This is a genomic window from Dokdonia sp. Asnod1-B02, from assembly GCF_045063955.1.
Taxonomy (GTDB): Bacteria; Bacteroidota; Bacteroidia; order Flavobacteriales; family Flavobacteriaceae; genus Dokdonia.
This window is the reverse complement of record NZ_JBEFNW010000002.1, coordinates 1958479-1972393: the sequence shown is the minus strand read 5'-3', so window position 1 is coordinate 1972393 and position 13915 is coordinate 1958479. Positions and strand designations below refer to the sequence as shown.

Below are 13915 nucleotides of genomic sequence, written 5' to 3'. Positions count from 1 at the left end.
CTAGAGATTTTTTACTTTTACTATTTGTGCCATTATTTCGGCTTCTGAGACAAGTTTACCATTTGCATAAGCGCGAGCTTGCATCTGGCAGATTCCTCTACGTATAGGTGACATTAGGTCTAATTTAAAAATAAGTGTATCACCAGGTACTACCTGATGCTTATATCTTACTTTATCTATTTTAAGTAAATAAGTTAGATAGTTTTCTGGATCTGGAACGGTACTTAAAACTAAAATACCTCCCGTTTGAGCCATTGCTTCTATTTGAAGTACACCAGGCATTACCGGAGATCCAGGAAAATGACCCACAAAGAATGGCTCATTCATTGTTACATTCTTCACTCCTATCACATGCTCTTTTGTAAGCTCTAAAATCTTATCTACGAGCAAGAATGGAGGTCTGTGTGGTAACATCTCCATAATTTGATTTACATCCTTTACAGGAGTTGCGTGCAAATCTACATCTGGAACGTAATTACGACGTTCATTCTTAATAATTTTCTGAAGCTTCTTTGCAAACTGTGTGTTTACAAAGTGTCCAGGCTTATTTGCAATGATTTTACCACGTATTCTTGTACCTGCTAGTGCTAAATCTCCTATCACGTCAAGTAATTTATGACGTGCTGCTTCATTAGCATGGTGCAGAGTAAGGTTATCTAGTATGCCGTTAGGCTTAACAGCGATATCATCTTTATTAAAGGCTACCTTCAACTTTTCCATTGTACTAGGAGATAATTCCTTATCTACATATACAATAGCATTATTGAGATCTCCTCCTTTAATGAGGCCGTGCTCAAGCAACATCTCTATCTCGTGCAGAAAACTAAAGGTTCTACTATCTGATATTTCCTCCTTAAATTGTGAAATGTGCTGTATGCTTGCATTTTGAGTACCTAGCACTTTAGTACCAAAGTCTACCATTGTGGTTACTTGATACTCATCTGCTGGCATTAAAATGATTTCACTCCCAGACTCTTCATCTAGAAAAGTGATAATATCTTTAACGATATATTCATCTCGTATAGCCTCTTGTTCTAAGATTCCTGCTTCTTCTAGTGCTTCTACAAAAAACTTTGAAGAACCATCCATAATAGGAGGCTCAGAAGCATTGAGTTCTATAAGAAGGTTATCTATTTCAAGTCCTACGCAAGCAGCAAGTACGTGCTCTGTGGTCTGAATAGAAACGCCGTTTCTTTCAAGGTTTGTTCCTCGTTGTGTATTAGTTACAAGAGAAGCATCTGCATTTAGTACTGGCTCTCCTTCAAGATCAAGGCGTTTAAATTTATACCCATGATTTTCTGGAGCTGGCTTAAAGGTCATAAGTACATCTGCACCTGTATGCAGACCTACACCTTTTAAGCTTATTTCTTTAGCTATCGTACGTTGTTGTGCTTTAGCGTTACTCATTATTTTGTTGTTTTTTTAATTCGTTTACCGTTTGTACAATTTTTGGTAAATTTTTAAAGTGTACGTATGAACGATTCCAATCAGAATAATTAAATGATGGAGATCCCTGCAGCACTTCATTATCCTTTATATTTCTTCCTATTCCAGATTGTGCTTGTATACGCACATTATCACCTATAGTTAAGTGTCCAGAGATACCTACTTGCCCACCTATAAGGCAATGCTTTCCTATTTTTGTAGAACCAGCAATACCAGTCTGTGCAGCAATAGCTGTATGAGACCCTATCTCTACATTATGTGCAATCTGAATCTGGTTATCAAGTTTAACACCTGTTCTAATCACAGTAGACCCTAATGTTGCACGATCTATTGTAGTTCCTGCTCCTATATCTACGTGATCTTCTATAATTACATTCCCAGTTTGAGGTACTTTACTATACTCTCCTTTTTCATTTGGAGTAAAGCCAAAACCATCTGCACCTACAATAGCACCACTGTGTATATAGACCGTGTTACCTATAACACAGTCAGAATATACTTTTGAGCCTGCAAAGAGTACACAGTTATCTCCTATAGTAACATTATCCCCTATATACACATTAGGATAAATTTTTACATTATCACCTATAGTTACGTTCTCTCCTAGGTATGAAAAAGCACCTAGATAAAGACCGTCTCCGTAAGTAGCTGTTTCAGAGATAAAGCAAGGCTGCTCTATTCCAGATTTATTAAGTTTTACTTGATTATAATACTCAAGTAATTTTGAAAATGACTTATAAGCATCCTCTACTCGTATAAGCGTAGGCTTAACGGGTTGTTCTGCTTCAAAATCATTTCCTACTATGGCAATACTTGCCTCTGTAGTATATATAAATGATGTATACTTAGGATTTGCTAGGAAAGTTAATGATCCTGGGATTCCTTCTTCTATTTTTGCAAGTTTTGATACTTCTACATCCGGGTTACCTTCTATAGTTCCTTCTAGTATTCCTGCGATTTGGTTTGCGGTAAATTTCATGGATGACAAAAATAGGAAAAATTAACGTTTAGGTTTTGGGTAACAGAGATAGTTTTTAACTACTTCTTTTGTAAGTGACTTTAAACTTAATTGATCACTTGCTTTTACCACATCTACAATCTTCCCACTATTGAGAAGAATATTGATTCCACCCTTCTCATAATTATAAGCTTGGTTTGATATAGTCCCTGTAAACACAAAGTATGATGCCTCATGCTCAGTAATATTAAATTCCTCCATTAACAAGGACTTATGTTGCTCAAGCTTAGACGCTGCAAAAGGTTTCTTTTTAATTTTTACATTTAAAAGATCTCTATTTATTATCGCCTTAGACAACTCAGAAAGCACAAAATCTTCATTAAAACACCATTCTTTCATAGCAGAAATAATATCATAATCGTCTAGCTGAGCAAACGTATCAAGGCTATTTTTAATAGTATCGCTATCAATTCTATGCTGTAAAAAATACTGTAATGCTTTATTTGATGAAAGTACAACTCCGTTATGAGAGAGTTCTTTTGCACGCTTGAGTACTCTTGTTATCAATTGTTCTGCAACAATACCTGTTTTATGTAGATACACTTGCCAGTACATGAGCCTTCTAGCGACAAGAAACTTCTCTACGGTATAGACACCTTTTTCTTCTACTACAAGCTTATCATCCATCACGTTAAGCATAGCAACTATACGTTCTGTATTAATATTGCCTTCTGCCATTCCCGTATAAAAACTATCACGTTTTAAATAGTCTGTGCGATCCATATCTAGCTGACCAGAAACCAGCTGATTTAAAAAAGAGCGATGATAAGACCCTTTGAAAATCTCAATAGCCAGCGTTAAACTTCCGTTAAACTCAGCATTAAGAGCCTCCATAAATAAGAGAGAAATATGCTCATGACTTACACCTTCTACAATACTATGTTCCATAGCATGAGAAAAAGGACCGTGACCTATATCATGAAGTAAGATTGCAATAAACACGCCTTCTTTTTCCTCTTTTGATATCTCAACGCCTTTGTCTTCAAGGACTTTGATAGCTTTTTGCATAACACCAAGACATCCTATCGCGTGCTGAAAACGCGTGTGATGCGCTCCAGGATATACAAGATATGACAATCCCATCTGCGTGATGCGACGAAGTCTCTGAAAGTATTTGTGCTGTATCAAATCAAAGACCACACCATTAGGTATAGTAATAAACCCATAAATAGGGTCGTTAATAATTGTAACTTTGGGAGACCTCAATATTAAAAATTTTGGATTTCTATTTTTTATGCTTTCGCGAAAGCGTATTACATACAAATATAAGGTTTCGCCTTGCAAACAAGGAGCCTCTTAAAAACTAACATACTTAACTAATTATATGAGCAACATACAAATACTTTGGGTAGATGACGAAATTGACTTACTTAAACCACATATTTTATTTCTTGAGAAAAAGAATTATAGCGTAACTACTTGTGATAATGGCGCCGAAGCCGTAGAAATGATTGATGAACAAAACTTTGATATCATTTTTCTTGATGAAAATATGCCAGGCCTATCGGGTCTAGAAACTTTAAGCGAAATCAAGAATAAACGGGAAAATGTTCCTGTTGTTATGATTACTAAAAGTGAAGAAGAGTATATTATGGAGGAAGCAATAGGCTCTAAAATAGTAGACTACCTCATTAAACCAGTAAATCCTAACCAGATATTACTGAGTTTGAAGAAAAATCTTGATCATAGTAGATTAATAAGTCAGAAAACCACCTCTTCTTACCAGCAAGAATTCCGCAAGATTGCCATGGATTTATCTATGGTAAATAGTTTTGAAGAATGGTCTGAGCTTTATCAAAAGCTTATATACTGGGAGATGGAGCTTGAGGGGATAGAAGATACTGGAATGTTTGAAATATTAGAATCTCAAAAATCTGAAGCAAATAATCAGTTTTGTAAATTTATTGATAAAAACTACCCAGATTGGTTTAACGGCTATGAGGGCCCCACGATGTCTCACACCTTATTTAAAGACAAGGTACAACCACATCTTAAAAAAGGTAGCCCTACCCTATTCATTATCATAGATAACATGCGCTATGATCAATGGAAGGCTTTTGAGCCGCACCTTAATGCGCATTATAAAAAAGTACAAGAAGAGCCTTATTACAGCATCTTACCTACGGCAACGCAGTATGCGCGTAATGCAATCTTCTCTGGACTCATGCCAGAAGAAATGAAAAAGAAACATCCAGATTTATGGCTTGATGATACAGATGAGGGAGGAAAAAACATGCACGAAGCAGAGTTTCTAGAGGCACAACTTAAAAGACTACGTCTTGACCTAAGCTGGGAATATCACAAAATCACCAACTTGAAAAATGGTAAAAAACTTGCCGATAATTTTAAATCTCAAAAAAATAATGACCTTACTGTAGTCGTTTATAATTTTGTAGATATGCTTTCACACTCTAAAACAGAAATGGAAGTAATTAAAGAACTAGCTAGTAATGACAAGGCATACAGATCACTTACAGAGAGTTGGTTTAAAAACTCACCGTTACTCACGATGATACAGCAAGCGCAAGAGCTAGGTATGAAGCTTATACTTACTACAGATCATGGCACTATTAATGTCAAAAATCCATCTAAAGTTATTGGTGATAAGAATACAAGTCTCAACCTGCGTTATAAAACAGGAAGAAGTCTCACGTATGAAAATAAAGACGTACTCGCTGCCGAAGATCCTCGCGCGATACACCTACCTACTATTAATATGAGTAGCTCATTCATATTTGCAAAAGGAGATTTATTCTTTGCATACCCTAATAATTTTAATCACTATGTAAGTTATTACAGAAATACATACCAGCATGGAGGCGTAAGCCTTGAAGAAATGGTGATCCCTTTTGTGGTGCTTGAACCTAAATAGAAATGTTACGCTTTCGCGAAAGCGTAAACACAAACAAAAAAACCACAGTAATATAAGCTGTGGTTTTTTTTATGATTATATATGGAGCCAAAAGCTACTTAGCCCGTTTTATTAATTCGCTCTAAAAAATCTATTACATTATCACCCTTTTCTTTCGCAGAAACTTCTTTAATATCCTCAAGATTTTTTATGAAATAGGTCACCGAAAGCCCCGTAATACGTTTAAAGTGGTTTGAAAAAGATTTTGAATTAGAAAAACCAACTTCCTTCGCTAGAGCACTCACTGTGTAAGTTCTTATTTTCTCAGAACTATAGAGCAGTTTGAGTACATGATTAATACGCAAGTCATTAATATAAACAGAGAAATTCTCCGATTTCTTATCATTAATATACTTAGACAGATATGTTGAATTAGTACCTACCTGGAGAGCTAAACTCTTAAGCGTGATATTTTCCTCTGTAAACATTAATGTGTCCTCAAAAGTTTTGAGACCAGCTTTAATTTTATCTGTTTGCGTAGGCTTTAATTGTGGTGGAGAACTTTTAATTGTTGCCTCAGACGTGCTAGTTGTATTTATAGGAGATGACACCTCATTTTTAATACGCTTCTCAAGCGCCACTTTAAGATTATCAAACCTCTTTTTATAAATAAGCCTTTTTCTGTATTGAAATATCGCTACAAAGACTCCTAAACAACTCAAGATTAAGAATAGAATAACACCAGCATTACTTGTTGACTTTTCCTTTTCTAGCTTATGTATTAAAAGTTCCTTCTCAGCTGTAAGCTCAGGGATAGTATACATAGACACGACACCGTTACTCACTGACTCTTTAATACTACCTAATGATTCCTCATAGGCAATCATTTTATTTAGGTATTCTATTTGCTTATCTGTGTTTCCTTCATTCTTATAATGATTAAGTAAATAATCAAATGTTTGCTTGAGCTCATCAAAATAGTAATCTGATCCTGCTGCTACAAAAAGACTATCAGCAGTGAGGAATGAAGTAGTCGCCTTTTCTGTTAAATCTAATCCTTCATAGGCTATTCCCTGCATGGCAAAAGAATGAGACAACTCCTCATCTCCTTTTTCATAGTCATTAGAAATATATTGATTGGTTATTTCTAACCCTTCTAGGTATTTTTTTTGTTTTATTAAAATAGCCCCTTTTAGGCCTAAATAGGAGTTCTGATATTCTTTATCATTATCAGTATCAGCATAAATCTTTATTTTTTCTATGTAATCGCTTGCAGCGTCAAGACTGTCTATATCGAAGTAAGAAGATGCAATAGAATATCTAACGGAAGCAAGAATATTCTTATTCTGAGAATCACTACTGTAGATGTGAATATTCTTAACTTTTCCAGTGGTGTAAATAGACTCTACTTCCTTTAAATTTGAAATACCGCGACTTACATTTCCATAATTTATCTGTAATACTCCAATAAAATTTTTCAATGTCCATTTGTTAGATAAATTTCCGGATTCTTCAGAATATTTATACGCCTCTTCTGCTAACTGCAAAGACATATCGATTTGATCATTGTAATAATATGATATTGCCTTACTCAACAGAGCTGTTTCATACAAAACGAGCAAATTATTTTCTTTAGTAAAATTTAATATATAATCAAATAAATCAAAATCATTATTTCTTAATTCAGCTAAAACAAGATAAAATTTGGCAACATCAGATTTATTCTTACTTCGTGTAGCTCTTTTTATAAGCTCCTTCCCTTTTAATTCTAGCACTAATGAATCAACTGATGTCATATCATCTTTAAAAAAAGCAAAAAATTCAGTTCTTAAAATAGGATAACTTTTTACAGCTAAAGAATCTGGAACATTGATTTTAGAGAGATACGGAAGTTCTTGTGCACTTATGGAGAGCAAAGAGCACAGAAAAAATATTATAAATAAAGGGGTTCTTATAATCATTAACTAAACGATTGAGAGCACTATTTTTTAAGAAAAATCTTACTCCTTTATAAAAAAAAAAATGGTTTTAAACTTATTTAAACGGGATGCAAGTTAATAGTTATATCCCTATAATTAAATCTCACAACTATTAAATTCCTCCATTTTGTGATTGACACCCTTGAAAAACTGAAAATTAAAGGGTACACTTATAAAAATAGAAACAACCATTGATTTAAAAGGAGAATTTAGTGTATCGCTATTTAAGGACGGGACATATAACTGGAGTAAAAAACTGCTTACCCAGTTTTATTAATTCGCTCTAAAAAATCAATCACATTATCACCCTTTTCTTTTGCTGGAGCCGCCTTAATATCCTCAAGATTTTTTATAAAATAAGTCACCGAAAGCCCAGTAATACGTTTAAAGTGGTTTGAAAAAGATTTTGAATTGGAAAAACCAACTTCCTTTGCTAGAGCACTCACTGTGTACATTCTTATTTTCTCAGAACTGTAGAGAAGTTTAAGAACATAATTAATACGCAAGTCATTTATGTAGACAGAGAAATTCTCCGATTCCTCATCATTTATATATTTAGACAGATATGCTGTATTAGTACCTACTTGCAGAGCAAGACTCTTAAGTGTGATATTTTCCTCTGTAAACATTAATGTATCCTCAAAATTTTTAAGGCCGGCTTTAATTTTATCTGTTTGTGTAGACTTTAATTGAGACAGAGAGCTTTTAATAGCTTTCTCAGACGTACTTGTAGTGCTCATAGGAAAAGAAACCTCGTTGTTAAAACGCTTCTCAAGTACCACTTTGAGATTATCAAACCTCTTTTTATAAATAAGTTTTTTTCTGTATTGAAATACCGCCACGATGACTCCTATGCAACTCAAGATTAAGAATAGAATAACACCAGCATGACTAGTTGACTTTTCTTTTTCTAGCTTACGTATTAAAAGTTCTTTCTCAGCTGTAAGCTCCGGGATAGTATACATAGTCGATACACCATTGGTCACAGATTCTTTAATACTACCTACTGATTCCTCATAGGAAATCATTTTATTAAGATATTCTATTTGTTTGTTTGTGTTTCCTTCTTTCTTATAATGATTAAGTAAATAATTAAATGTATACTTGAGTTCATCATAATAGTAATCAGCCCCTGCTACTACAAAAAGGCTATCAGCGGTAAGGAAAGAAGTAGTTGCTTTTTCGTCTAAATTCAACCCTTCATAGGCAATACCCTGCATGGCATAAGAATGAGACAACTCCTGATCACTTTTTTTCAGATCATTAGAAATATATTGATTGGTTACATATAACCCTTCTAAATATCTCTTTTGTTTGATTAGTATTCCTGCTTTTAAACCAAGGTAATAATCTAAATGATCTTTATTTCCTACTGATTCAGCATATATCCTAACTTTTTCAATATAATCATCTGCCTCATCAAGACTATCAATTTCAAAATATGTCTTTGCTATGGAATACCTAATAGATGCCAGCACATCTTTATTATAGCTATCTGTATTGTAAGGGTGTATTGTTTGAACCTCTCCTGTTATATAAATAGACTCTACCTCTTTTAAATGTTGCAATCCAATAGAAACATTACCATAATCAACTTGTAGATTACCAATAAGACTTTTTAAAACCCATTTATTAGATATATTTTGAGTTTTTTCAGAAAATCTATACGCTTCTTCTGCTACTGCTAAAGCCTCTTTAATTCGCTGATCATAGTAAAGAGCAATAGCTTTTTGCAACAACCCTCCTTCGTAGGAATCATCTAACTCATTAGTTCTTGTATACTCAAGTATATATTCAAGTATATCATAATCACCATCTCTTAAATTTTCTAAAGTCAAATAGAATTTAGCGACATCGGACTTGTTTCTACTTAATGTAGCCCGTCTTACAAGCTCCTTTCCTTTTAATTCAAGTGCCAATGAATCAACCGAAGTTTTACATTCATTAAAAAGAGCAAAAAATTCAGTTCTTAATACAGGATAACTTTTTATAGCTATAGAATCAGGTACAGCAATATCTGATAGATATGGAAGCTCTTGTGCACTTATAGAGAAAAAAGAGCACATAAAGATTACTATAAATAAAGGGGACTTTGTAATCATTAACGAAACGATTAGGAGCACTATTTTCTAAGAAAAATCTTACTCCTCTATATATTAAAAATGGTTTTAGGCTAATTTAAGCGGGCTGCAAGTTAAAGTTTATATCCCTATTATTAAATCTCATGACTACTAAATTCCTCAATTTTATGATAGCCACCCTTAAAAAACGAAGAATTGAAGGGAAGATTCATAAATATGGGAAAAATCATAAATTTAAAGCGAAAATTTATGAATGTTCCTACACAACTCTTGATATCCTCTTAAGTATAGCTGACTTTTACACTCCTAATCATCAATATAGTTAGTTACAAAATAACTATATGTTCATCAATCAAAAAACGGACTTACATCATTTAGTGTTTAATCCAACACAAATTATAGTCTTACAAGTAAGAAGAATTAAAATCGGTGTTTAACAACTAGTTTGAAATTACATTTTAGGGGTTTGCACTTTAACTAGTAATTAGGGAGTATATATTTTTAATAGATTCTCCTAACCTATTTATAGGTTGACATCGATTTTTATTTTACACCTACACACCTCTTACCACAACCACTCTATTTATATTATTTTTCTTTCTGTCTTTTTGAATTAAGGACACCACTCCAATAATTATATATTTAAGTATATATCCCTAGAAAAGCGAGAAATTATCGTTTAAAGGCATATAAAATCTACTTTTATAATTTAAAATCTTAAAACTTTAAGATTTTCTTATCTTCGCAACACCCTTAAATACCCTACTAATGCAGATGATTTATAATTTGTCTGAAATTGAGCATATTGCAAAAACAATAATCTCTTCTTCAAAAAGTAATATCCTTCTCTTTTATGGAGAAATGGGAGCAGGAAAGACTACACTTGTAAAATCGCTTGCAAAAGAATTAGGCGTACAAGAGACTGCAAGTAGCCCTACCTTTTCAATTGTTAACGAATATATTTCTGATAATAACAAAGTGTTATACCATTTTGATTTTTATAGACTAGAAAAAGAAGAAGAGGCTTTGGATCTCGGTTTTGAAGAATATTTAACTCAAGGAGATTGGATTTTTATTGAATGGCCAGAAAAAATCACCTCCTTTTTACCATTAAATGCACAAAAAATTACGATTACCACAATAAGTGCAGATAAAAGACAATTGACATTACATTAGATATGTTAAAAAAACGTTAAAGCAATTATTTATATTTGTAAGAATTTTCTCTTTAAGGTTTTTTTAACAAAGGCAAAAAACAAAGGTTAAAACCTTTAAACGAAATTAAAGAATTTAATAGATAACCCCTTAAACCGTACATACATAATACTGGGTGCCTTTTTTTTTCAAAACGGGCGCGAATATACATAAAAAATTAATTAGCAATATTTTGAGAGATTAGGGTGATGTTTGCAGCAACAAATCATTACTCAAAACACTCTAAATTATGAAAATTAAAGCTTTATTTTTAGCACTAGTGATCGCTGGTGCAACAGCATTATCGTACACAGCATTAACTGACAATGGATCGCAAGCAATCGAGAGGAAAAACATTAAAGTACCAAAAGCTGGATAGAATAAAAATTCTATCTTCAAGTACAATGATTGCATTATTTATAGTGCTATCACCAATACTTTTTTATGTATATCAAGGATTCCCAGATGTCAAATCTTGGGAATCCTCTTTATTTGGTACTATAAATAGTTACTATTACGAGAGCATTTATACTTTAGCTTGGGTATTATTTGGCAAAATTATACCACTTTTGCTCCTACTTCTTTGGTTCTTCACTTGTAAGCATTGGTGGTATCACTCCATAATTGTACCTATCAGTATGTATGTAATTCAGATTTATATTTCACTTAATCAAGATTTAGAATTTAACGATACAAATGAAATCACTTATATAATTCCTATAATAGCTATTGTCGCAGCTATAACTTACGCCATAAGAACTAAAATCTTCGATCGTCTTTACGGAGTAGATCTAGATCAAGAATTAAAGCGTGTTCGCTGGAACGGGAAAATTGTAAAAATCCCAGCAGATTCCCCACTTGATTTACCAGAGGTAGGTGATGATGAAGTAGATGACGAGCTAGAGGATTAATCAATAACACTATAGTTATACGCTAAAGAGCCAATTATATACTTTTATAGCACACTTTCTTTACCTCAGGGCGTGCACCTATCCTTCATTCATTTCATTCTTGAAGTCTAGTGACCGGGCTATACGTTTTTACGCTTCGTGCTATGTCGCTATCGCTTCACAACACTGCAGGGTAACCACTGCTATCCCTCACGCACGTAATTAAAGGTTATCCATGTATTATAAAGTACTAAAACTTGCTTAAACGCTAAGATTACTTAGCAGATAACTGATATATTTCTATTCTAAATATCAAGACATAAAAAAGCCCAATAGCCTCATTAAAAGGAGAACCACTGTTTATATAAGCCGTAGGATCAGTTATAGGTGTGCCAGAAGCGTCTACATAAGTAAAAGTCTCGTTGGCCGAATTTGTACTCAACTCGCTTTGTGACTGTGTTAAGTTTAAAGTTGTAACACCGTTTGTATCATCATCACACTGACGTAAAGTTACTGGTGTGGTTAGGACTGGGAGCTCACCTACCACAAGTGAAATATTTCTAGTAGCAAAGCAATTTACATCACTATTATTTTCCACGCGTACAACAATAGTTTCACCACCAGCGTTAGAATTAGTGTAAGCAAGTGGTAAAGGATTGTCATTATTGTTAGCATCTACACCTCCACTATGAAAGCTCACATTAAATAAAGTAGGGTCTTGAACTCCTAAAATAGTATCCGTAATACTAGATAGATCAAAAACAGTTATTCCATTAGTATCGTCTCCATCTGTAGCATCGTCACAAACTAAAAATGGCCCAGGATCATTTGCCACAGTTTGGTCGCTTACAGATATTACAAACGAACCTACATCAAAACAATTTGAACTTAGCATGGTCTCTATACGGACAAAAATCTCTTCTGATGGACTTGTGTTTGTATAAGCCCCTGGGTTAGATATGTTATTTATATCCATTTCTGCATCCGATTGAAGCGTATGAAAAGTAACCATTACATCTGTTTGCCCTGAGGTGATAGCGGCTAACTGATCGTTTAAGTTAAATACTTCAACTCCATCGCCAGATGGATCATCACAAACCATAATATCCATAGCATCATTATACATAGCAGACGCAAACTCTATCGCTACCGAATCCTCACCTATACAACCACTACCAGTATCTACTAAAACTTTATATTGACCATCAACCATTACATCAAGCGTTCCATTAACTTGAGCTGGAACAAATGATTCAAACATACTAGTTGTAGTATTAAATTGTTGCCACTCAAATGTTGTAGTTGCAGTTGTATTATCTGTTGCATCTAGCGTTATAGTCTCTCCTTCACAAGCAGCATTGAAATTAATACCAACTTGATCTGCTCCAATATCTACACCCAAACTCAAACTACCACCACGCAAAAACACAGCTGAGTCAAAACCGTTATCAGAACGATCTGCAATTACCATTTTGAGCGTGTACGTTTCATTAGGTACTATTGCTACTGTCGTTGTGGTCAATACTGTAGTCAATCCATCAAACTGAGTAGGGATATCATTAAGATTATCATTAGAATTACTTACATACAATTCTGGAAAATAATTTACACCTAAGTCCTCTGAACCGCATAAAAATCCATTGATGGCATCTTGCGTAGGATCTAAATGTATTGTTGCTGTACTTACAGCAACATTTGAAGATCCTTGTATAGCAGCAATATTAGTACCTCCAAAAGCAGTACCCGAGTCATCTGGAATTCCTGGACCTTTCACTAAAAAAGCAAAACCATCTCTGAAATTATCATCACACTCAAATTCATTTTCATACTCTTCAGAAGCAAAAATAAATTCAAAATCTACAGTATCGATATTTGAAGAAAAGGTAAATTCAAATACAGTAGCATCATTTGTAACAGCTACTGTACCATATAAGTTGTCTAATATTGTTTGAAGGTCAGTATCTCCATTCCAGCCACCTGCACTATTGCCACCTCCGTCATCATTGGGACCTTCTGCTAGGCGAGCAAAACCCGATGTAAGGATAATTCCATCTTGAAAAGGAAAATTAGAACCGTTTGCATTAAAATACCCCCAACTCTTCTGATTTGAATCTGTAGCACCTCCGGGATTTTCTTGAAAATTAGTAAGCGACACATCGGCACATGAAGATCCACTTATAAGTACATTTTGGATGAGCTCTTCTGCAGTAAAAGCAGATTCTGGATAAACTGGATTATTAACAGCTATACTCTGCGCTCGTGAACTATTGTAACAAGAAAAAAATAAAATAATAGCTAGTAAAAATACTCTCATATAAAAATGCTTGAAATTTAAAAACAGAAAAAAATATCTAGTGTATGAGTTTAGATAGAGATTTTCAAAACCTTCAGTATGTAATTAATAATTGACTATCACTGTTCTGTTTTATAGAACAGTTGAGATTATAAAATCCATA

At 33.8% G+C, this 13915-nt stretch carries 10 protein-coding genes; 4 read left to right on the top strand and 6 right to left on the bottom strand.

Translation table 11 applies throughout. From position 1 onward, the window contains the following. The 3 genes from ACJJVU_RS09000 to ACJJVU_RS08990 are packed head-to-tail and all read right to left on the bottom strand — an operon-like array spanning window position 1 to window position 3670. Entirely contained in the window at window positions 1-1407 is a 1407-nt protein-coding gene (locus tag ACJJVU_RS09000) for a bifunctional UDP-3-O-[3-hydroxymyristoyl] N-acetylglucosamine deacetylase/3-hydroxyacyl-ACP dehydratase (protein WP_298325426.1), read from the bottom strand. Beyond that, window positions 1400-2425, bottom strand: a complete 1026-nt coding sequence (gene lpxD, locus ACJJVU_RS08995) for a UDP-3-O-(3-hydroxymyristoyl)glucosamine N-acyltransferase (RefSeq protein ID WP_339844157.1) — start codon at window positions 2423-2425, stop codon at window positions 1400-1402. The genes ACJJVU_RS09000 and lpxD overlap by 8 nt, the downstream gene beginning before the upstream one ends. A 21-nt stretch (window positions 2426-2446) precedes the next feature. Further along, window positions 2447-3670: an HD domain-containing protein gene (locus ACJJVU_RS08990; RefSeq protein ID WP_379953223.1), complete on the bottom strand. Its 1224-nt coding sequence runs from the start codon at window positions 3668-3670 to the stop codon at window positions 2447-2449. Between the two features lie 118 nt (window positions 3671-3788). Here ACJJVU_RS08990 and ACJJVU_RS08985 point away from each other — a divergent pair, with 118 nt between their 5' ends. Next, the gene (locus tag ACJJVU_RS08985; protein ID WP_405224415.1) at window positions 3789-5336 is read left to right on the top strand and encodes a PglZ domain-containing protein; all 1548 of its coding nucleotides are present in this window, start codon (window positions 3789-3791) and stop codon (window positions 5334-5336) included. A gap of 98 nt (window positions 5337-5434) precedes the next feature. On the opposite strand, the gene ACJJVU_RS08980 is transcribed toward ACJJVU_RS08985, so the two are convergent. Together ACJJVU_RS08980 and ACJJVU_RS08975 are read right to left on the bottom strand one after the other, a co-directional pair. Continuing rightward, window positions 5435-7276, bottom strand: a complete 1842-nt coding sequence (locus ACJJVU_RS08980; protein WP_405224412.1) for a helix-turn-helix domain-containing protein — start codon at window positions 7274-7276, stop codon at window positions 5435-5437. A gap of 278 nt (window positions 7277-7554) precedes the next feature. Then, a complete protein-coding gene (locus ACJJVU_RS08975; protein WP_405224409.1) occupies window positions 7555-9396 on the bottom strand; it encodes a helix-turn-helix domain-containing protein in 1842 nt (613 codons plus the stop codon). Between the two features lie 747 nt (window positions 9397-10143). Between ACJJVU_RS08975 and tsaE the strand changes: the two genes are divergently transcribed. The 3 genes from tsaE (at window position 10144) to ACJJVU_RS08960 (ending at window position 11480) form a co-directional block, all read left to right on the top strand. Further along, complete coding sequence (tsaE, locus tag ACJJVU_RS08970) at window positions 10144-10551, top strand: tRNA (adenosine(37)-N6)-threonylcarbamoyltransferase complex ATPase subunit type 1 TsaE (protein WP_298325438.1); 408 nt, start codon at window positions 10144-10146, stop codon at window positions 10549-10551. A 268-nt stretch (window positions 10552-10819) separates the two neighbouring features. After that, the gene (locus ACJJVU_RS08965; RefSeq protein WP_405224406.1) at window positions 10820-10948 is read left to right on the top strand and encodes a hypothetical protein; all 129 of its coding nucleotides are present in this window, start codon (window positions 10820-10822) and stop codon (window positions 10946-10948) included. 259 nt (window positions 10949-11207) lie between these two features. Continuing rightward, window positions 11208-11480 (top strand): hypothetical protein, encoded by a 273-nt coding sequence (locus ACJJVU_RS08960; RefSeq protein WP_405224403.1) that lies wholly within the window; start codon window positions 11208-11210, stop codon window positions 11478-11480. 253 nt (window positions 11481-11733) lie between these two features. On the opposite strand, the gene ACJJVU_RS08955 is transcribed toward ACJJVU_RS08960, so the two are convergent. After that, window positions 11734-13773 carry a choice-of-anchor L domain-containing protein gene (locus ACJJVU_RS08955; protein ID WP_405224400.1) on the bottom strand — a complete coding sequence of 680 codons (2040 nt, stop codon included), beginning with the start codon at window positions 13771-13773 and terminating at the stop codon, window positions 11734-11736. Window positions 13774-13915: the final 142 nt, after the last annotated feature.

Excerpts from the sequence above, each read along its gene's own strand:
- tsaE (WP_298325438.1), top strand. The coding sequence starts at position 10,144 with ATGCAGATGATTTATAATTTGTCTGAAATTGAGCATATTGCAAAAACA.
- ACJJVU_RS08985 (WP_405224415.1), top strand. The coding sequence starts at position 3,789 with ATGAGCAACATACAAATACTTTGGGTAGATGACGAAATTGACTTACTT.
- ACJJVU_RS08975 (WP_405224409.1), bottom strand. The coding sequence starts at position 9,396 with ATGATTACAAAGTCCCCTTTATTTATAGTAATCTTTATGTGCTCTTTT.
- ACJJVU_RS09000 (WP_298325426.1), bottom strand. The coding sequence starts at position 1,407 with ATGAGTAACGCTAAAGCACAACAACGTACGATAGCTAAAGAAATAAGC.
- ACJJVU_RS08965 (WP_405224406.1), top strand. The coding sequence starts at position 10,820 with ATGAAAATTAAAGCTTTATTTTTAGCACTAGTGATCGCTGGTGCAACA.
- ACJJVU_RS08960 (WP_405224403.1), top strand. The coding sequence starts at position 11,208 with ATGTATGTAATTCAGATTTATATTTCACTTAATCAAGATTTAGAATTT.
- ACJJVU_RS08955 (WP_405224400.1), bottom strand. The coding sequence starts at position 13,773 with ATGAGAGTATTTTTACTAGCTATTATTTTATTTTTTTCTTGTTACAAT.
- lpxD (WP_339844157.1), bottom strand. The coding sequence starts at position 2,425 with ATGAAATTTACCGCAAACCAAATCGCAGGAATACTAGAAGGAACTATA.
- ACJJVU_RS08980 (WP_405224412.1), bottom strand. The coding sequence starts at position 7,276 with ATGATTATAAGAACCCCTTTATTTATAATATTTTTTCTGTGCTCTTTG.